An 18,691-nucleotide genomic window follows, 5' to 3' on the forward strand; every position below is an offset into this window, starting at 1 on the left:
GAGCCCCTGGGAAGCAAAAAGTGTTATCGCCCGTCCTTCACGTCGTCTCCACCCGTGTGATCCCCGACATGGCGAGGACCCCGGGACCGGCTGAGAGGGTGCGTGCGGTACATCAGTGAACCCAGGCGTCGAGAGGCCACCGTGGACAGTCAGCACTGGCGCGCCGTCATCACGGCGGCACAGGCCGGCGACCGGCGGGCGCTGGACGAGCTGGTCGAGGGCTGGCTGCCGCTGGTCTACAACATCGTGGGCCGGGCCCTGAACGGGCACGCCGACGTCGACGACGTCGTGCAGGAGACCATGTTGCGCGCGGTCGGCAACCTCGGCTCCCTGCGCGACCCGGACCGTTTCCGGTCCTGGCTGGTGGCGATCGCCATGCGGCAGATCCGCGACCGGGCCCGGCGCAGGACCCCGGACCGGCTGGAGGAGGCAGCGGCCTCCGACTTCGCCGAACTGACCGTGCTGCGGCTCCAGTTGGAGGGGCAGCGGCGCGAGGTCGCCGAGGCGGTGCGATGGCTCGACGACGAGGACCGGCACCTGCTGTCGCTGTGGTGGCTGGAGGTCGCGGGCGAACTGACCCGGCGCGAACTGGCCGCCGCCGTGGGCATCACCCGGCAGCACGCCGCCGTGCGCGTCCAGCGGATGAAGGAGCGCCTGGAGACCTCGCGCGGCATCGTCCGCGCCCTGGACGGCGCCTGCCCCGACCTGCGGGAGGTGACCGGCCGGTGGAACGGCCGGCCCGACTCGGTGTGGCGCAAGCGGCTGGCCCGGCACCTGCGCGGCTGCGGCTACTGCGGCGGCACCCGCGAGGCCGTCGTCCCGGCCGAACGCCTCCTGGTCGGCATCGCCCTGGTCCCGCTGCCCGTCGGCTTCACCCTGTCACTCGCCCTCGGCGGCAAGACCGCGGCGGCCGCCACCTCGGCCGGCTGGTCCGCCAAGCTGCTCGGCGCGCTCACCAAGCCGGCCGTCGCGATGACGGCGGGCGCGACGATCGTCGCGGGCGGCGCCTACGTCGTCACCCAGCCGCCGGGCGCCCCGCCGCCCCGGGCCGCGGTCACCCCCACGGCCACGACCGGATCCGCACCGCCGGGCACCTCCGCCCCGCCCGCCCCGACCCCCAAGTCCTCGCCGACGGCGACGAAGAAGGCCGACCCGTACGGCACGGTCGTCGACGCCGTCGACCGCGCACCCGACCCGAACGCCCGGCCCGCCGCCCTGCCGCGCCGCCCCGAGTCCGGCATCACCAGCACCGGCGGCCCGAAGGCCGTCATGCAGCACCGCGGCGACAGCGTGACCCTCACCGGCCGGGGCTACGTCCTGGTCCGCTGGCAGATCTCGCCCGGGTCCCGGCCCGGCGCGCTGGTCATGCCGTCCTGGACCGGCCTGAAGGGCAGGCTGTTCCATGTGGCGTCCGGCGGCTCGCGGCGGATGGACGACCCGCTGCCCGGCGCCCCGAACGGCTACGCCACCGGCATGGGCGGCCCGAGCATCGGCTACGCCGTCCTCCCGCCCGGCACCCAGCAGATGTGGCAGAACGAGTACTTCTACCTCGACGGCACCGTCACCCTCACCCAGAACGAACGGGGCTGCGACTACGGCCTCATCGTCTTCCCGTCGAACCGGGACGCCGTGGTCGAGGACATCGACCAGGGCCCGCCCCAGGGCGCCATCCGCTACGGACTCGTCCGCGACACCGGCACGGACAGCGCGCCGGTGCCGCAGTACGTCACGCGTGCGACACCGGCCGATCCGGCGACGGTGCCGCAGCGCTCGCGCGTGTAGCGCACAGCACGTCGACGCGGTTCGTCGTGATCGAGTCCACGCCCGCCTCCAGCAGCCGGCGCATGGAGCGGCGGGTGTCGGGGGTCCAGACGGACACCAGATACCCGTCCCGGTGCACGCGCTCGGCGAGGGGGCGGTCCACCAGGGAGAAGCGGTAGTTGAGCCAGCGCGGGCGGATCACCTCCAGCAGTGCGGGCCGCGGCGGGGCCAGCGTCGTCCAGGTGAGGGCGATCTCGGCGCCCGCATCCGCCGCGCGCACGGCGAGCATGGCGTCGGCGCCCGCGCAGTAGTAGACGCGCTCCGCCGCCCCCGCCTCCTCCACCACGCCCATGATCCGGCGCACCGCCCGCACATCGGGCGACCCGGGCAGGTCGATCATCACCCGGTGCCCGCCGGTCGCGGCCAGCGCCTCGGCCAGGGCCGGCACCCCGCCGCCGGTCAGCCCGCGCACCTCCTCGAAGGACAGCGCGTTCACCGGCCGTTCGTGCTCCCACAGGCGCTTCAGTGTCGCGTCGTGCAGCAGCACCGGCACGCCGTCCCGGGTGAGCCGTACGTCGATCTCCACCGCGTCCGCGCCCCGGCGCAGGGCGGAACGCAGCGAGGCCACGGTGTTCTCGCGGACGCGGTAGGGGTCGCCCCGGTGGGCCACGGCGACCGGGGCGGGCGTCACGGGGCGAGCCACTGCGCGGTGTACGTGTCGATCTCGCCGGTGATCCGCGTCTTGCCCGCGGCGTCCAGGAAGGACGCCTCGACGGCGTTCTTCGCCAGCTCGGCCAGGCCCCGCTCGTCGAGGTCGAGGAGCCGGGCGGCGACGGCGTACTCGTTCTCGAGGGTCGTGCCGAACATGGGCGGGTCGTCGGAGTTGACGGTGACGAGGACCCCGGCCCGCACGAACTCCTTGATCGGGTGCTCGTCGAGGGTGCGCACCGCGCGGGTGGCGATGTTCGAGGTCGGGCACACCTCCAGCGGGATCCGGTGCTCGGCGAGGTGCGCGAGCAGCTTCGGGTCCTGCGCGGAGCTGGTGCCGTGCCCGATGCGCTCGGCCCGCAGGTGGGTCAGCGCGTCCCACACCGTCTGCGGGCCGGTCGTCTCCCCGGCATGCGGTACGGAGTGCAGCCCCGCTGCGATCGCCCGGTCGAAGTACGGCTTGAACTGCGGCCGTTCCACACCGACCTCGGGCCCGCCGAGACCGAAGGAGACCAGGCCCTCCGGGCGCAGCCGGTCGTCGGTCGCGAGCCGGGTGGTCTCCTCGGCGGCCTCCAGACCCGCCTCGCCGGGGATGTCGAAGCACCAGCGCAGCACCGTCCCGAAGTCGGCCTCGGCGGCCTTGCGGGCGTCCTCGATGGCGTCCATGAAGGCCCGCTCGTCGATGCCGCGCCGGGTGGACGAGAAGGGCGTGATGGTCAGCTCGGCGTACCGCACCTGCTGCCGGGCCAGGTCGCGGGCCACCTCGTAGGTCAGCAGCCGGACGTCCTCCGGGGTGCGGATCAGGTCCACGACCGACAGGTACACGTCGATGAAGTGCGCGAAGTCGGTGAACGTGAAGTAGTCGACCAGCGCCTCGGGATCGGTCGGCACCTTCGAGTCGGGGTGCCGCGCGGCCAGTTCGGAGACGATCCGGGGGGAGGCGGATCCCACGTGGTGCACATGCAGTTCGGCCTTGGGAAGCCCGGTGATGAAGGCCTTCAGGTCGCGTGGGGCGCTGGGGTCGACAAGATGCTCGGTCAAGGGTTCCTCCCCGGAACGGCGCCGCTGCCGGCGTGAGGCGGGCGGGGCGCGGGTGATCGGCTGATCGTTGACTGGAATTCATCGTATGCCGCGGTCCGGCGCCCTTCTTTTCAGGGGCGCGGGACGCTGTCGACGGGCGGCTCCGCGGGGGCGTGACCAGCCCCCGCGCACCCGCACTGTGGCACGCACCGAACCGCCCCGTAGCATGACCACACGATCGACCCAGGGGGGAACAGGATGACGGACGCGACGCAGCCCGACGGAGGCGGAGGCGCCGGCCACGACCCGTGGGCACCCCCGGAGCACACGCCCTCACTCGACAAGCACCAGCACCCCGCCGCGGGGCCGCCGTCGGTGCACGACCAGGCCACGGTCACCTCGATGCCGGGCTTCACCCCGCCCACCGGCACGCCCCAGTACGACCCGTCCGGCACCGGCGCCGTCCCGCCCCCGCCCGTGGCCCCCACCGGCCCGGGAGCGCCCGGCGGCTACGGCTACCCGGGCTACCCCCAGTCCGGCTACGGCTGGCCCGGCATGCCCCCGGCCCCCCAGAACGGCCTGGGCATCGCCGCGATGGTGCTCGGCATCGTCTCCTGCACCCTCTTCTGCCTCTACGGCGTGGTCTCCCTGATCACCGGCATCCTCGCCGTCGTCTTCGGCATCAAGGGCCGCAAGCGCGCCGAGGCCGGAGTGGCCACCAACCACGGGCAGGCCCAGGCCGGTCTGATCATGGGCATCATCGGGATCATCCTCGGCATCGCGGTGATCGTGCTGATCGCCGTCGGCATCACGGCCGCGATCAACAGCGACAGCAACGACGACGACCCGTACTACGGGACCCTCGGCCCGGTGGCCGCCGCCGCGTCCCACCGCTGAAACCGGGGCTCTGCACGGCCGAGTTGGCCACTACGATGCCCTGGTCTGACAACGGAGGGGAGTTCGTCCATGTCCAACACCAACCCGCCCCCGGGTGGTTTCGGCCCACCGGCCCAGCCGCCGCAGCAGCCGGCCCCGGGATACGGCTATCCGCAGCAGCCCGGCCCGGGCTACGGCTACCCCCAGGGCGGCCCCGGCTACCCGGCCGCGCCGCCCGTGGGCTACCCGCAGGCGCCCGGTTACGGGATGCCCGCGCAGCCCAGCAACGGCATGGGCACCACGGGACTGGTGCTGGGCATCATCGGCGTGGTGTGCAGCGTCACGTTCATCATGTGGTTCTTCGGCGTGATCCTGGGCATTCTCGCGATCATCTTCGGCGCCATCGGCCGCGGCAGGGCCACTCGCGGTGAGGCCACGAACAAGGGCGCGGCGACCGCGGGCCTGGTCTGCGGCATCATCGCCACCGTGATCCTTCCGCTGCTGGGCTTCCTGCTGTTCGCCAGCATCATGGGCGGTCTCGGCGCGGCGTCCTGACGCGGCTCCCGGAGCTACAGAAGGGGCCGGTCCTCGGGACCGGCCCCTTGCTCATGCTCCCGCCCGCAGCCGCTCCCGCGCCTCCATCAGCGCGAAGCCCAGCAGATTCGGCCCCCGCCACCGCTGCGGATCGGCCGCCGCCTCGTCGTCCGCGGCCAGCCCGATGCCCCACACCCGGTCCACGGGGCTCGCCTCCACCAGCACCCGGTCGCCCGTGCCCAGCAGGTATCCCAGCAGCTCGGGGTGCGCGCCGAACTTGTGGACGCTGCCCTCCACCACGATCCGGAACCGCTCCCGCGCCCACACCGCCTCGTCGAACCCGCGCACCAGCCGCCCGGCCTTCTTCGCCTCGGCGGGATGCTCCGCGGCCAGGACGGCACGCTCCGCCGCCGCGTCCCCGAAGAGCCGGGCCTTGCCGGCCATCATCCAGTGCTCCGCCGTCGCGTAGGCCACGCCGTCCACCGTGAACGGCGCCGGCCACCACTGGCTCAGACAGCTCGCCCCGATCCGGCCGTCCGGCCGCGGCCGGTGCCCCCAGAAGTGCAGATACCCGACCCTGGCCCCCGCGCGGACCGCCCTGATCAGAGCCTCCTGCGAGCCGACCGCCCCCGTGATCTTCTCCATGCACGCGAGTGTGGCACGCACCACTGACACAGCGTCCTGCCTTTTCGCGGCGAACTCGACACCTGGTCGACAGATTCCGTCGCGTAACCAAAAATCAACAACGGAATCACTTGTTGGAGTGGCATACCTCTGTCAGGATCGGCACTCAAATCGAGCCTGAGCCACGCCGGCCCCACCAGGGGACACGGAGGAGAGCGACATGCACAACCCGGGCATTGCCACCCCGGACCGATTTCCGGCCGAGGAGCGCTTCGCGGAGGGCGCGCAGTACATCGCGGGGCGCCTGACCAGGGGCACCTCCGGCCGCACGCACGCGGTCGTCGACCCGGCGTCGGGCGAGGAGGTCCTCACCTACGAACTGGCGGGCACGGCCGACGTCGACCGGGCCGTCGCCGCCGCCCGCGCGGCCTTCCCCGGCTGGGCGGGAGCCACCCCCGGTGAGCGGTCCGACGCCCTGCACCGGTTCGCCGCGGTCCTCGCCGACCGCGCCGAGGACTTCGCCCGCGCCGAGTCGCTCCAGTGCGGCAAGCCGCTGAAGCTGACCCGCGAGTTCGACGTCCCCGGGACCATCGACAACGCCGCCTTCTTCGCCGGTGCCGCACGGCATCTGCAGGGGCAGTCCGCCGGTGAGTACTCCGGCGACCACACCTCGTACGTCCGGCGCGAGCCCATCGGGGTCGTCGGGTCGATCGCGCCCTGGAACTACCCCCTCCAGATGGCCGCCTGGAAGATCCTCCCGGCGATCGCCGCGGGCAACACCGTCGTTCTGAAGCCCGCCGAGCTCACCCCGCTGACCTCGCTGCTCTTCGCCCAGGCGGCCACGGACGCCGGGATCCCGGACGGCGTCGTCAACATCGTCACGGGCACCGGCAGGGAGGCCGGAGAGCACCTCGTCGGCCACCCCGACGTGGCCATGACCTCCTTCACCGGCTCCACCGCCGTCGGCAAGCGCGTCGCCGAGGTCGCCACCGCCACCGTCAAACGCCTCCACCTGGAGCTCGGCGGCAAGGCACCCTTCGTGGTCTTCGACGACGCCGACCTGGAGGCCGCCGCCCACGGCGCGGTCGCGGGCTCCCTGATCAACACCGGGCAGGACTGCACGGCCGCCACGCGCGCGTACGTGCAGCGGCCGCTCTACGACGCCTTCGTGGAGCGGACCGCGGCGCTCATGGAGACGGTCCGGCTCGGCGACCCCTTCGCCGCCGGCACCGACCTCGGCCCGCTGATCTCGCACGTACAGCGCGACCGGGTCGCCGGATTCGTGGACCGGGCGCGGGCCTACGCGCGCGTGGTCACCGGCGGCGAGGCACCCGAGGGGGAGCTCGCCAAGGGCGCCTACTACCGGCCCACCCTGATCGCCGACGCGGCCCAGGACAGCGAGGTCGTCCAGTCGGAGATCTTCGGGCCGGTCCTGGTCGTGCTGCCGTTCGACACCGACGACGAGGGCCTCGCCCTCGCCAACGACACCCCCTACGGCCTGGCCGCCTCCGCCTGGAGCCGGGACGTGTACCGGGCGAACCGGGCCACGCGCGAGATCAAGGCCGGCTGCGTGTGGATCAACGACCACATCCCGATCATCAGCGAGATGCCGCACGGCGGCTACAAGTCCTCCGGCTACGGCAAGGACATGTCCGCGTACTCGTTCGAGGAGTACACCCAGATCAAGCACGTCATGTTCGACAACACCGCGGTGGCCGCGAAGGACTGGCACCGCACCGTGTTCGGGGATCGATAGCCGTATGCAGGCCGCCTGACCAACGGCCGTCCACCCTCCGAAAGGGCACCACGCGCATGGAGCAGTACGAGCCCGACCGCCTGTCCGCGGCCCAAAGGGCCGCCATGAGGCGCAGTTTCAAGAACGGCAGGGCCTCCCTCACCCGGCGGTCCCTGCTGCGCGCCTCGGCGGGCGGGGCGCTCGCGGCCGGCGGGCTGGGGACGCTGAGCGCCTGCGGCATCCCGGCGGCCGGCCAGTCGAAGGGCGGCGTCTCGGCAGAGGACCACTCGGCCAAGGAGAAGACGGTGAACTTCTCCAACTGGACCGAGTACATGGACGTCGACGACAGCGGAAAGCACCACCCGACCCTGGACCAGTTCGCCGAGCGGACCGGCATCAAGGTCAAGTACAGCGAGGACATCAACGACAACAACGAGTTCTTCGGCAAGATCAAGCCGCAGCTCGCCGCGGGCCAGGACACCGGCCGCGACCTGATCGTCCTCACCGACTGGCTGGCCGCCCGCCTCATCCGCCTCGGCTGGGTGCAGAAGCTCGACCCGAGCAACCTGCCGCACGCCTACGCCCACCTCTCCGCCCAGTTCCGCAGCCCCGACTGGGACCCGGGCCGCGCCTACTCGTACGTCTGGCAGGGCATCTCGACCGTCATCGCGTACAACAAGAAGGCCCTCGACGGCGTCGAGGTGAAGTCGATATCCGACCTGCTGGACAACCCCAGGCTCAAGGGCCGGGTCGGGTTCCTGTCGGAGATGCGCGACAGCATCGGCATGACGCTGCTCGACATGGGCAAGGACCCGGCCGACTTCACCGCCGACGACTACGACGCGGCCATCGCCCGTCTGCAGAAGGCCGTCGACAAGGGCCAGATCCGCCGCTTCACCGGCAACGACTACACCTCGGACCTGACCAGCGGCGACTTCGCGGCCTGTGTCGCCTGGGCCGGTGACGTCGTCCAGCTCAAGGCGGACAGCCCCGACATCGACTTCCTCATCCCGGACAGCGGCTACGTGACGTCGACCGACAACCTGCTGATCCCCAACAAGGCCCGGCACAAGACCAACGCCGAACGGCTCATCGACTTCTACTACGAGCCGAAGGCCGCCGCCGAACTCGCCGCGTACATCAACTACGTGTGTCCCGTCGACGGTGTGAAGACCGAACTCGCGAAGATCGACGAGGACGCGGCGAACAACCCGCTGATCATTCCCGACAAGGCCATGGCCGCCAAGTCCCACGCCTTCCGCTCGCTGAGCTCGAAGGAAGAGACCGAGTTCGAAGCGAAGTTCGCGAAGCTGACGGGGGCGTGACCACCATGACGAACAAGACCGACCCCAGCGGCGACGTCCGCCTCACGGGCATAGCCAAGACCTACGGCTCCTTCACCGCCGTCCACCCGCTCGACCTGACCGTGCCGCAGGGCTCCTTCTTCGCCCTGCTCGGCGCCTCCGGCTGCGGCAAGACCACCACCCTGCGCATGATCGCCGGCCTGGAGGAGCCCTCCGCCGGCACCGTCTTCCTCGGCGATCAGGACGTGACCGCCCTCCCGCCGTACAAGCGGCCGGTGAACACGGTCTTCCAGTCCTACGCGCTCTTCCCGCACCTCGACATCTTCGAGAACGTCGCCTTCGGCCTGCGCCGGCGCGGATGGAAGTCGGTGAAGAAGCAGGTCGAGGAGATGCTGGAGCTCGTGCAGCTCGGCGAGCAGGCCCGCAAGAAGCCGCACCAGCTCTCCGGCGGCCAGCAGCAGCGCGTCGCCGTCGCCCGCGCGCTGATCAACCACCCCAAGGTGCTCCTGCTCGACGAGCCGCTCGGCGCCCTCGACCTCAAGCTGCGCCGCCAGATGCAGTTGGAGCTCAAGCGCATCCAGACCGAGGTCGGCATCACCTTCGTCCACGTCACGCACGACCAGGAGGAGGCCATGACCATGGCCGACACGGTCGCCGTGATGAACGCGGGCCGCGTCGAGCAACTGGGCGCGCCCACCGAGCTCTACGAGAACCCGCGCACCACGTTCGTCGCGAACTTCCTCGGCACCTCCAACTTCATCGAGGCCGAGGTCGACTCCAAGAGCGGCGAGGAGATCGTGCTGAAGGCCGGCGGCGGCAAGCTCGTCCTGCCCGAGGCGCGATGTTCCGCGCCCGCGGGCACCGGCGGCAAGGTGCTGGTCGGGGTCCGCCCGGAGAAGATCTCCCTCACCCACGCCGACGACGCCGGCGAGATACCCGAGGGCCGCAACCGCATCACGGGCCGGATCGCCGACTCCAGCTTCATCGGCGTCTCCACGCAGTACGTCGTCGACAGCCCGGTCTGCTCCGACTTCGAGGTCTACGCCCAGAACATCGACCGCGACCCCCGCCTGGTCCCCGGCGCCGAGGTCGTCCTGCACTGGAACCCGGCCCACACCTTCGGCCTGGACGCCGCGCAGGACGCCGACGCCGGAGTGGAAGAGGCCGCCTGATGCCGACCCTCACCGAGGCGCCACCGCCTCTCGCGCCTGGGGCACCCGAATCCAAGCCCCCCAAGCGCCGGGGCCGCTTCACGCCGTACTGGCTGCTGCTGCCCGGCATCCTGTGGCTGGTCGTCTTCTTCGCGCTGCCGATGATCTACCAGGCCTCCACGTCCGTGCAGACGGGCTCCCTGGAGCAGGGCTACAAGGTCACCTGGCACTTCGCCACGTACTGGGACGCGCTGTCCGCGTACTGGCCGCAGTTCGTCCGCTCGGTGCTCTACGCGGGCACGGCGACGATCCTGTGCCTGCTGCTCGGCTACCCGCTGGCGTATCTGATCGCCTTCCGCGCCGGCCGCTGGAAGAACCTGATCATGATCCTGGTGATCGCGCCGTTCTTCACCAGCTTCCTGATCCGCACCCTCGCCTGGAAGACGATCCTCGCGGACGGCGGACCGGTCGTGGGCGCGTTCAACACGCTGCACGTCCTGGACGTCACCAACTGGCTCGGCATGACCGCCGGCGACCGCGTCCTGGCCACCCCGCTCGCGGTGGTCTGCGGTCTGACGTACAACTTCCTGCCGTTCATGATCCTGCCGCTCTACACCTCGCTGGAGCGCATCGACGGACGGCTCCACGAGGCCGCGGGAGACCTGTACGCCCGGCCCTGGACGACGTTCCGCAAGGTCACCTTCCCGCTGTCGATGCCGGGTGTCGTCTCCGGCACGCTGCTGACCTTCATCCCGGCGGCCGGTGACTACGTGAACGCCGACCTGCTCGGCTCCACCGACACCCGCATGGTCGGAAACGTCATCCAGACGCAGTTCCTGAGAGTCCTCGACTATCCGACGGCCGCGGCGCTCTCCTTCATCCTCATGGCGGCCATTCTGCTCATGGTCACCCTCTACATCCGCAGGTCCGGGACGGAGGATCTGGTCTAAATGCCCTTCGTCAACTGGCTCAAGAGAAATCTCGTGGTCCTGGCGGGACTGCTGACCCTCAGCTATCTGCTGCTGCCGAACGTCGTCGTGACGGTGTTCTCCTTCAACAAACCGAAGGGGCGCTTCAACTACGAATGGCAGCAGTTCTCCCTGGACGCCTGGAAGGACCCGTGCGGTGTCTCCGGGCTGTGCGGGTCACTGTCCCTCAGCCTCCAGATCGCGGTCTGGGCGACACTGGGCGCAACCCTCCTCGGCACCCTGATCGCCTTCGCCCTGGTCCGCTACCGGTTCCGCGCCCGCGGCGCCGTGAACTCGCTGATCTTCCTGCCGATGGCGATGCCCGAGGTCGTCATGGCCGCCTCGCTGCTCACCCTGTTCCTCAACATGGGCGCTCAGCTGGGCTTCTGGACGATTCTCATCGCGCACATCATGTTCTGCCTGAGTTTCGTGGTCACGGCCGTCAAAGCACGCGTGATGTCGATGGATCCCAAACTGGAGGAGGCGGCCCGGGACCTGTACGCGGGCCCGTTCCAGACCTTCGTCCGGGTGACCCTGCCCATCGCCGCACCGGGAATCGCGGCGGGTGCGCTGCTCGCCTTCGCGCTGTCCTTCGACGATTTCATCATCACCAATTTCAACGCGGGCTCGACCGTCACCTTCCCCATGTTCGTCTGGGGTTCGGCGCAGCGCGGAACGCCCGTTCAGATCAATGTCATCGGCACGACCATGTTCGTCGTCGCCGTACTGTTCGTCCTGGTTTCCATGGTTGCCGGAAACCGCCGCAACAGGCAGAAGGCATAACCCGTAGGGAGTTGAAATCATGGCCCCGAGCGCCATGAATCAGTGGACCCGTTCGCTTTCCGACGTCCAGCCGGTCCCGTACTGGCTGGACGACCCCGGCCGGCCCCGTCCCGAACCCGCCCTCACCACCTCCGAGACCTGCGACCTGCTGGTCGTCGGAGGCGGCTACAGCGGCCTGTGGACGGCGCTGATCGCCAAGGAACGCGACCCGCAGCGGGACGTGGTGCTGGTGGAGGGCCGCGAGGCGGGCTGGGCCGCCTCCGGCCGCAACGGCGGATTCTGCGCCGCCTCCCTCACCCACGGCCTGCCCAACGGCCTCACCCGCTGGCCCGACGAGATCCACACGCTCCAGCGGATGGGTGAGAGCAACCTCGACGAGATCGAGGCGGCCCTCGCCCGGCACTCCATCGACTGCGACTTCGAGCGCACCGGCGAGATCGACGTCGCCACCGAGCCCTACCAGGCGCGCGAACTGCGCGAGTGGCACGAGGAGACGTCCCGCCGGGGTCTGGCCGGCGGCGTCGAGTTCCTGGACGCCGACGCCGTACGGGAGCAGGTGAACTCACCCACCTTCCAGGCGGGCCTGTGGGACCGCAGGGGCGTCGCCATGCTGCACCCGGCGAAGCTCGCCTGGGGCCTGAGGCGGGCGTGCGTGGAACTGGGCGTGCGCGTCTACGAGAACACCCCCGCCCTGACCCTGAAGCCGTACGGGCCCGGCATGGCCGTGACCACCCCCTACGGCCGGATCCGCGCCCGCCGGGTCGCCCTCGGCACCAACATCTTCCCGAACTTGGTCAGACGCGTCCGCTCGTACACCGTCCCGGTCTACGACTACGCCCTGATGACCGAGCCGCTCACGCCCGAGCAGCTCGACTCGATCGGCTGGAAGAACCGCCAGGGCCTCGGCGACAGCGCCAACCAGTTCCACTACTTCCGGCTGTCCGCCGGCAACCGGATCCTGTGGGGCGGCTACGACGCGATCTACCCCTACGGCGGCCGCGTCCGCGCCGAGTACGACGACCGCCCCGAGACCTACGCCAAGCTCGCCGGGCACTTCTTCACCTGCTTCCCGCAGTTGGAGGGCGTCCGCTTCAGCCACGCCTGGGGCGGCGCGATCGACACCTGCTCCCGCTTCTCGGCGTTCTTCGGCACCGCCCACCAGAACAAGGTGGCGTACGCGGCCGGGTACACCGGCCTCGGGGTCGGTGCCACCCGCTTCGGCGCCGAGGTGATGCTGGACCTGCTGTCCGGCGAACGCACGGAACGCACGGAACTGGAAATGGTCCGCAAGAAGCCCCTGCCCTTCCCGCCGGAGCCCTTCGCCTGGACGGGCATCGCCCTCACCAAGTGGTCCCTGGCTCGCGCGGACGCCCAGGGCGGTCGCCGCAATCTGTGGCTGCGCACGATGGACCGCTTGGGGCTGGGATTCGACAGCTGAGCGACCGGGTGTGATCCGGTTCACTCCAACGAGGTGCCGGAACCCGCGTAATGGCCGGGGGGACACCCCCTTCTCCCTCGTGATGCCCTCCGGACGCCCCGCGTCCGTGAGGTTCGTGAGAGAGAAGGGGTCTTTCCGATGACCGGTGCGAAGACGGCGGTCGAGTGGCTCGCATCCGTCGCACCCGATCCCGAGGCCTGCCGCTGGGAGTGGGAGCGCAACCCGCTCGGGGTCGCGCTGCTGCCCGCCGGCAGCGCCTGGGACGTGCTCATCCTGCCCGGCGCACTCGGGTACGCCACGCTCGACGTGCTCACCCGCGTCCTCGACCGGCCGGGTCCCGTGCTCGTCGACTTCGGTGACGCCCGCATGGGGTTCTTCGTGCCGCCGGGCACCGCGGCCCGCTGGCTCGGCACGGGCATCCGCACGGCGGGCGCCGGCACCTGGATCGTCGTGCCGTACCCGGGCCGCTCCTCACCCGGCGGCGTCCGCTGGCTGGTCCCGCCGGACGGCTCGGGCCTGTTGACGGACCCGGCCCTGCTGGAACTGGCGATGCACGAGGCGGCTGCGGGCCTGGCGACGGAGAACGACGGCTAGGGCCCGTCGCGTGGATCAGGTTCCAGGGCCGGTCGCCGCGGTCGGTCCGGCGCCGTCGCCCGCCGGAGGAACAGCCCCAGCGACGTGAGCAGCACCGCGCACAGACACCAACTGCCCACCACGTCCAGCGGCCAGTGGTAGCCGCGGCGGACCAGGCCGTAGCTCGCGCCGAGGACCAGGGCCGCGCACAGGATGATCAGGGCGCGGCGGGCCAGGGCCGTGCGCAGCCAGGGGAGCAGGAGCAGGGTCGCGGAGCCGTAGGCGACGGCGGCCGTGGCGGTGTGGCCCGAGGGGTAGTAGCCGGTGCCGGGCGGTTCGGCCGGGGTGCCCGGGCGGGACATCAGCGCCTTCAGCGGCACGACCAGTGCCGGGACCAGGGCCATGAGCAGGGCCGCCGCGGCGACGGGGAGCCACCAGCGGTCCGCACCGGCGCGGCGCCCGCGTACGGCGACGTACCCCAGCGCGACCGCGAGGACCGGGACCGCGACCGGGATGTTGCCGAGGTCGGCGAGGAGTTCCGAGAAACGGTCCGGGTTCACCAGGACGCGGCTGAGCCGCTCGTCGAGCCGGACGAGCGGGCCGTCGGCGGCGACCTGCCAGGTGATCAGGGCGAACAGGAGGGCCGCAAGGGCGAGCAGGAGGGCGACGGAACCCGGGAGCGTGGCGCGTTCCTGGTTCGCGGAGATCGGCATGGGGCACAGCTTGGCACGAGCACAGACGCCGACCAGCGGCCCCCGCGGAGGATCACGTGAACCAGCCGTCCCACGACGCCGGCCTCTTCGAGGCGGGCAGGTGCGGCGGTACGCCCCACGTCGGACGGAACCGGCCCGGGACGTGAACCCGGACTCCAGGGCACGGAGATGTGGCTCGCGATCGTCTGGCCGCTCGCGGACGTTCTCGGCCTGGCCGACGCCCTGGGCTACCGCCCGCGGGGGATCCACCGCCCGGAGCCCGCGCCCGCCGGGAAGGCCTGACCGGGCATCGCGAGGGGGCGCAGAAAGAGAGGTCGGCCGCCCCGGAACAGGGGGGGTGGTTCCGGGGCGGCCGTCGGACCGGAACGTCGCGCGCCCCGGGGGGTTTGGGGCGGGCGACTGTCCGATCGGTGAGGAGATCCAGAGCCTCAGGCTCCGGTTGTGTGCGCGAGGGCACGACCAGGTCGAAGCTGGGGAGGCCCCGGCCTGATGTCACCCACAGTCCCCTGTGGGCGGGGTGTATCTCTCATCTGGGTAGAACCTACGACAGGGCGGGGGCGCAGGACAGGCCGCGGGGCCCCCTGTCATCCACCTCGCACACCTTCTTCACACGCTCTGCCGCTCGCCGCCCCGGTGACGGAACCGGGGCGGCTCACCTGCCCGAAGGCCGGCTCAGATGCGCGCGCCGCGGGCTCAGACGCGGGAGAACGCCTGCTCGATGATGTCGAGGCCCTCGTTCAGCAGGTCGTCCCCGATGACCAGCGGGGGCAGGAAACGGAGCACGTTGCCGTAGGTGCCACAGGTCAGGACCAGCAGGCCTTCGGCGTGGCAGGCCTTGGCGAGCGCGGCGGTCGCCTCCGGGTTCGGCTCCTTGGTGGCGCGGTCCTTGACCAGCTCGATGGCGATCATGGCGCCGCGGCCACGGATGTCGCCGATGATGTCGAACTTCTCGGCCATGGCACCGAGGCGGGCCTTCATGATCGCCTCGATGTTCTTCGCCTTGGCGTTGAGGTCGAGCTCCTTCATCGTCTCGATCGAGCCGAGCGCACCGGCGCAGGCGACCGGGTTGCCGCCGTAGGTGCCGCCCAGGCCACCGGCGTGCGCGGCGTCCATGATCTCGGCGCGACCGGTGACGGCCGCGAGCGGCAGACCGCCCGCGATGCCCTTCGCCGTCGTGATGAGGTCCGGGACGATGCCCTCGTCCTCACACGCGAACCACTGGCCCGTACGGCAGAAGCCCGACTGGATCTCGTCGGCGACGAAGACGATGCCGTTGTCCTGCGCGAACTTGCTGATCGCCGGCAGGAAACCCTTGGCCGGCTCGATGAACCCGCCCTCGCCGAGCACCGGCTCGATGATGATCGCGGCGACGTTCTCCGCGCCGACCTGCTTGCTGATCTGGTCGATGGCCTGCGCGGCGGCCTCGGGGCCGGCGTTCTCGGGCCCGGTCGGCCAGCGGTAGCCGTAGGCCACCGGCACCCGGTAGACCTCGGGCGCGAACGGCCCGAAGCCGTGCTTGTACGGCATGTTCTTCGCGGTCAGCGCCATCGTCAGGTTGGTGCGCCCGTGGTAGCCGTGGTCGAACACCACGACGGCCTGCCGCTTGGTGTACGCCCGCGCGATCTTCACGGCGTTCTCGACGGCCTCGGCGCCGGAGTTGAACAGGGCGCTCTTCTTGGCGTGGTCACCGGGGGTCAGCTCGGCGAGCGCCTCGGCGACCTCGACGTAGCCCTCGTAGGGCGTGACCATGAAACAGGTGTGGGTGAAGTCGGCGAGCTGCGCCGACGCCCGCCGTACGACGGCCTCGGCGGAGGCGCCCACGGACGTCACGGCGATGCCCGACCCGAAGTCGATCAGCCGGTTGCCGTCGACGTCCTCGATGATCCCGCCACCGGCACGCGCCGTGAACACGGGCAGCACGGACCCCACGCCCTGCGCGACCGCGGCGGTACGGCGGGCCTGCAGTTCCTGCGACTTCGGGCCGGGAATGGCGGTGACGACGCGGCGCTCCTGCGGAAGTGCGGTCATGCGGGGCTCCTGGGGTGGTGCGGATGGTCTGTACGGACGCTTGGCTTCTTTCTCGCAGGCTAGGGCGGAGGAAGGGGGGTGGGCATGCTCCATGTGGGCGTTGTCGGCGGGGCGCCTTGTCCGGGGTGGACATGGCCGTCTCGTGGACCCGGTGCCCACGCCCCGGCCGCGTAAGCGGTGAACTCCCCAGGGGAGGGCGTTAGATTGGCTCGCTGATGGTGGACGGAGCGGCTGGTCAGGGGGCAAGGGCGATGGACAGCGACGGGACGCAGGACGCGCGGGGTACGCATGCGAGTCCCGTGCCGCGCCCGGCGGGGCCGCCGGAGGTGCCCGCGATGCCTCCCCGGCCGCCCCGGGCACCGGCGACGCCGCCGCTGCCGGACGGGTCGGCGTTCCTCACCTGGCTGCGCGCGCCGCGCCCCGACGCCGCGCCGGGCGTGTGGCGGTTCGGGCACCGGCCGCGGCCCGCGGAGGAACCCGAGGAGATCCCCACCCGGCAGCTGCTGAGCGGGGCGCTGATCGCCTTCCTCGTGGGATGGCTGATCTGGTCGCTGCTGCAGAACGGCTACGTCGGCACCTGGTGGTGGGTGCCGTTCGACCTGATCGTCCCCGACGCCTGGCGGGGTGGCGACAGCGACCTCGGGGAGACCGGGACGTTCATCGTCTACCAGGGCTACGAGCTGCTCGTAGCCCTGGGGATCATGATCGGGGCGGCCCGGCTCGGCCGCTGGGGCGAGGTGTGGCGCCGCTTCGTCACCCCTCGCTTCCGCCGGCCCGAGCCCCAGGAGGCCCGCACGGCCCCCGGGGACGACCCGGCCCAGTGGAACGAACTGCGTGCCGCCGGGGCCCCGGACGCCGCCGAGCGCCTCGCCACCGAGGCCCGTTCCGGACTGATGCGCGACGTCGACCACGCCCGGATCCTGCGGGCCTGGCAGGGCGTGCGCACCGGACGGCACAGCCTCGCCACCTTCAGCGGCGCCGTGCTCAAGGACGGCGCCGCCGCGTGCCTCCACCCCTCCGGGGAGCGCGACCTGCCCGCCCGGCTCGCCCGGCACGACCTCGTCACCGGGCAGGTGCGGCTCGGGACCACCGTCGACGATGCCCGCAACCCGTACGCCTACCGTGGCACGGGCCTGGCCCTCGGGCCCGACCTGCTCGGCACCTCGCTCGTCGCCGTCGGCCCCGCCGGATCCGGCAAGACCGGCACCGTCGTCCGTCCGCTCGCCGAGTCGCTCTGCCTGCACGCCCTCGCCGGGCGGGCCGCCGTGGTCGTCGTGGGGGCGGCCGGCGCGGGGCTCGGACCGGCCGACGCTTACGACGTGGTCGTACGGATCGGGAACCAGGAGTCCGAGTACGACCTCGACCTGTACGGCGGCACCACCGACCCGGACGAGGCCGCGGCCGTGCTCGCCGAGGCGCTCGTCGGGGACCTCGCCGACCCGCACCCCGGCAGCGACAGCCGCCGTTCCACCACCGTCCTCGCCCAGCTGCTCGGGCCGTTCCGGGCCGTGCACGGGCGTTTCCCCTCCGTACCGGAGCTGCGGCAGCTGCTGGACGGCGCGCCGGGGCCGTTCGCCGCGCTGCGGCAGGGGCTCCAGGAGGCCGGTCAGGGGTCGCTGCTGCGGGAGCTCGACGCCCGGGAGCGGCAGATGGGGCAGCCGGGGGACGTCGGCGGGGTGCTGGGCGATCGCGTCGCGCTGCTCGACCGGCCGGCCTTCGCCGGGTTCTTCGACACCTCCGGGCAGTCCCGTCCCTTCACGCTCAAGGCCCTCGACCACCCGGTGCGGGTGCGCATCGACCTGCCCCAGCGCGGGCACGCCGACGCCTCCAAGATGCTGGCCCGGCTCGTGCTCGCGCAGTTCACGGCCAGTGTCGCCGTACGCGAGGACCGGTCGCTGTTCGCCTGCCTGCTGCTGGACGACGCGACCGGGGTGGTGACGCCCGAGGCCGTGCGCGGCATCCAGCGGCTGCGCTCCGGCAACGCCGGGGTCGTGCTCACCCTGCGCACCCTGGACGACGTGGCCCGGCCACTGCGCGGGCCGCTGCTCGGCGCGACCGGCTGCCGGATGGCGCTGTCGGGACTCACCCCGTGGGACGGGCAGGACTTCGCCGAGGTGTGGGGCAAGGAGTGGACAGAGGCCCGCGACGTCACCGACCGGCAGATCATCGCGGAGACCCCGGCGGGCAAGGCCGTGCACATGCTGCGCCGGGTGATCACCGGCAAGGCCCCGACCGCGCGGGCGGTGACCGTGCGGCAGGTCGAGCGGGAGCGCTGGTCCGCCTCCGAGCTGGCGCACGCCGTGCCGGCGGGGCACGCGGTGCTGTCGCTGACCGACGTCAAGGGCGAGCACGCGCCTCCGCTGCTGGTGGATCTGCGGGACTGACCCCTTCCCACCTGCGCGGGTACGCGGGGACCGTACGGTGAGGCAGAATCGTCACAGGTCGTTCATACGCGGCGGCCAAATGACCACAGAG

The 18,691-nt window shown here is 71.6% G+C and carries 16 protein-coding genes and 1 pseudogene; 11 read left to right on the top strand and 6 right to left on the bottom strand.

Annotated features, from left to right (window positions below; all coding sequences use genetic code 11):
* The first annotated feature begins 141 nt into the window (after positions 1-141).
* A complete protein-coding gene (locus IE153_RS36215) occupies positions 142-1,782 on the top strand; it encodes an RNA polymerase sigma factor (RefSeq protein ID WP_189593941.1) in 1,641 nt (546 codons plus the stop codon).
* Here IE153_RS36215 and IE153_RS36220 read toward each other — a convergent pair.
* Together IE153_RS36220 and IE153_RS36225 are read right to left on the bottom strand one after the other, a co-directional pair.
* A complete protein-coding gene (locus tag IE153_RS36220; RefSeq protein ID WP_229829340.1) occupies positions 1,727-2,452 on the bottom strand; it encodes a glycerophosphodiester phosphodiesterase in 726 nt (241 codons plus the stop codon). The two genes, IE153_RS36215 and IE153_RS36220, sit on opposite strands and share 56 nt — an antisense overlap.
* The gene (locus tag IE153_RS36225; RefSeq protein ID WP_189594006.1) at positions 2,449-3,567 is read right to left on the bottom strand and encodes an adenosine deaminase; all 1,119 of its coding nucleotides are present in this window, start codon (positions 3,565-3,567) and stop codon (positions 2,449-2,451) included. Before IE153_RS36225 ends, IE153_RS36220 begins: the two co-directional genes overlap by 4 nt.
* A gap of 180 nt (positions 3,568-3,747) precedes the next feature.
* Between IE153_RS36225 and IE153_RS36230 the strand changes: the two genes are divergently transcribed.
* Entirely contained in the window at positions 3,748-4,386 is a 639-nt protein-coding gene (locus IE153_RS36230; RefSeq protein ID WP_189593943.1) for a DUF4190 domain-containing protein, read from the top strand.
* A gap of 69 nt (positions 4,387-4,455) precedes the next feature.
* Entirely contained in the window at positions 4,456-4,920 is a 465-nt protein-coding gene (locus tag IE153_RS36235; RefSeq protein ID WP_031105737.1) for a DUF4190 domain-containing protein, read from the top strand.
* A gap of 51 nt (positions 4,921-4,971) precedes the next feature.
* On the opposite strand, the gene ybiA is transcribed toward IE153_RS36235, so the two are convergent.
* Positions 4,972-5,544: a riboflavin biosynthesis intermediates N-glycosidase gene (gene ybiA / locus IE153_RS36240; RefSeq protein ID WP_189593944.1), complete on the bottom strand. Its 573-nt coding sequence runs from the start codon at positions 5,542-5,544 to the stop codon at positions 4,972-4,974.
* Between the two features lie 199 nt (positions 5,545-5,743).
* On the opposite strand from ybiA, the gene IE153_RS36245 reads away from it, so the two are divergent.
* The 7 genes from IE153_RS36245 to IE153_RS36275 all read left to right on the top strand — a co-directional run bounded on the left by IE153_RS36245 (position 5,744) and on the right by IE153_RS36275 (position 13,496).
* Positions 5,744-7,279 carry a gamma-aminobutyraldehyde dehydrogenase gene (locus IE153_RS36245; protein ID WP_189593945.1) on the top strand — a complete coding sequence of 512 codons (1,536 nt, stop codon included), beginning with the start codon at positions 5,744-5,746 and terminating at the stop codon, positions 7,277-7,279.
* A gap of 56 nt (positions 7,280-7,335) precedes the next feature.
* Positions 7,336-8,583: a polyamine ABC transporter substrate-binding protein gene (locus tag IE153_RS36250; protein ID WP_189593946.1), complete on the top strand. Its 1,248-nt coding sequence runs from the start codon at positions 7,336-7,338 to the stop codon at positions 8,581-8,583.
* 5 nt (positions 8,584-8,588) lie between these two features.
* Positions 8,589-9,734, top strand: a complete 1,146-nt coding sequence (locus IE153_RS36255) for an ABC transporter ATP-binding protein (RefSeq protein WP_189594007.1) — start codon at positions 8,589-8,591, stop codon at positions 9,732-9,734.
* Positions 9,734-10,663: an ABC transporter permease gene (locus IE153_RS36260; protein WP_189593947.1), complete on the top strand. Its 930-nt coding sequence runs from the start codon at positions 9,734-9,736 to the stop codon at positions 10,661-10,663. Before IE153_RS36255 ends, IE153_RS36260 begins: the two co-directional genes overlap by 1 nt.
* Positions 10,664-11,464, top strand: coding sequence for an ABC transporter permease (locus IE153_RS36265; RefSeq protein ID WP_189593948.1), 801 nt, complete (start codon positions 10,664-10,666; stop codon positions 11,462-11,464).
* A gap of 19 nt (positions 11,465-11,483) precedes the next feature.
* Positions 11,484-12,902, top strand: coding sequence for an NAD(P)/FAD-dependent oxidoreductase (locus IE153_RS36270; RefSeq protein WP_189593949.1), 1,419 nt, complete (start codon positions 11,484-11,486; stop codon positions 12,900-12,902).
* A 138-nt stretch (positions 12,903-13,040) separates the two neighbouring features.
* Positions 13,041-13,496 (top strand): hypothetical protein, encoded by a 456-nt coding sequence (locus IE153_RS36275; protein ID WP_189593950.1) that lies wholly within the window; start codon positions 13,041-13,043, stop codon positions 13,494-13,496.
* Here the strand turns inward: IE153_RS36275 and IE153_RS36280 are convergent.
* From IE153_RS36280 to gabT, 3 genes and pseudogenes are all read right to left on the bottom strand, one after another.
* Positions 13,493-14,188: a phosphatase PAP2 family protein gene (locus tag IE153_RS36280; RefSeq protein WP_189593951.1), complete on the bottom strand. Its 696-nt coding sequence runs from the start codon at positions 14,186-14,188 to the stop codon at positions 13,493-13,495. The two genes, IE153_RS36275 and IE153_RS36280, sit on opposite strands and share 4 nt — an antisense overlap.
* Positions 14,189-14,494: 306 nt before the next feature.
* Positions 14,495-14,718 (bottom strand): annotated as a pseudogene (locus IE153_RS42105) (phosphatase PAP2 family protein); the annotation flags it as partial.
* A gap of 163 nt (positions 14,719-14,881) precedes the next feature.
* Positions 14,882-16,216, bottom strand: a complete 1,335-nt coding sequence (gabT, locus tag IE153_RS36285; RefSeq protein WP_189593952.1) for a 4-aminobutyrate--2-oxoglutarate transaminase — start codon at positions 16,214-16,216, stop codon at positions 14,882-14,884.
* A 251-nt stretch (positions 16,217-16,467) separates the two neighbouring features.
* Between gabT and IE153_RS36290 the strand changes: the two genes are divergently transcribed.
* A complete protein-coding gene (locus IE153_RS36290) occupies positions 16,468-18,600 on the top strand; it encodes an ATP-binding protein (RefSeq protein WP_189593953.1) in 2,133 nt (710 codons plus the stop codon).
* Positions 18,601-18,691: the final 91 nt, after the last annotated feature.

Origin of the sequence: Streptomyces massasporeus (genome assembly GCF_014648995.1) — a bacterium.
Classification (GTDB): domain Bacteria; phylum Actinomycetota; class Actinomycetes; order Streptomycetales; family Streptomycetaceae; genus Streptomyces; species Streptomyces massasporeus.

Excerpts from the sequence above, each read along its gene's own strand:
- gabT (WP_189593952.1), bottom strand. The coding sequence starts at position 16,216 with ATGACCGCACTTCCGCAGGAGCGCCGCGTCGTCACCGCCATTCCCGGC.
- IE153_RS36260 (WP_189593947.1), top strand. The coding sequence starts at position 9,734 with ATGCCGACCCTCACCGAGGCGCCACCGCCTCTCGCGCCTGGGGCACCC.
- ybiA (WP_189593944.1), bottom strand. The coding sequence starts at position 5,544 with ATGGAGAAGATCACGGGGGCGGTCGGCTCGCAGGAGGCTCTGATCAGG.
- IE153_RS36250 (WP_189593946.1), top strand. The coding sequence starts at position 7,336 with ATGGAGCAGTACGAGCCCGACCGCCTGTCCGCGGCCCAAAGGGCCGCC.
- IE153_RS36290 (WP_189593953.1), top strand. The coding sequence starts at position 16,468 with ATGGACAGCGACGGGACGCAGGACGCGCGGGGTACGCATGCGAGTCCC.
- IE153_RS36265 (WP_189593948.1), top strand. The coding sequence starts at position 10,664 with ATGCCCTTCGTCAACTGGCTCAAGAGAAATCTCGTGGTCCTGGCGGGA.
- IE153_RS36255 (WP_189594007.1), top strand. The coding sequence starts at position 8,589 with ATGACGAACAAGACCGACCCCAGCGGCGACGTCCGCCTCACGGGCATA.
- IE153_RS36235 (WP_031105737.1), top strand. The coding sequence starts at position 4,456 with ATGTCCAACACCAACCCGCCCCCGGGTGGTTTCGGCCCACCGGCCCAG.
- IE153_RS36280 (WP_189593951.1), bottom strand. The coding sequence starts at position 14,188 with ATGCCGATCTCCGCGAACCAGGAACGCGCCACGCTCCCGGGTTCCGTC.
- IE153_RS36270 (WP_189593949.1), top strand. The coding sequence starts at position 11,484 with ATGGCCCCGAGCGCCATGAATCAGTGGACCCGTTCGCTTTCCGACGTC.
- IE153_RS36230 (WP_189593943.1), top strand. The coding sequence starts at position 3,748 with ATGACGGACGCGACGCAGCCCGACGGAGGCGGAGGCGCCGGCCACGAC.
- IE153_RS36275 (WP_189593950.1), top strand. The coding sequence starts at position 13,041 with ATGACCGGTGCGAAGACGGCGGTCGAGTGGCTCGCATCCGTCGCACCC.
- IE153_RS36245 (WP_189593945.1), top strand. The coding sequence starts at position 5,744 with ATGCACAACCCGGGCATTGCCACCCCGGACCGATTTCCGGCCGAGGAG.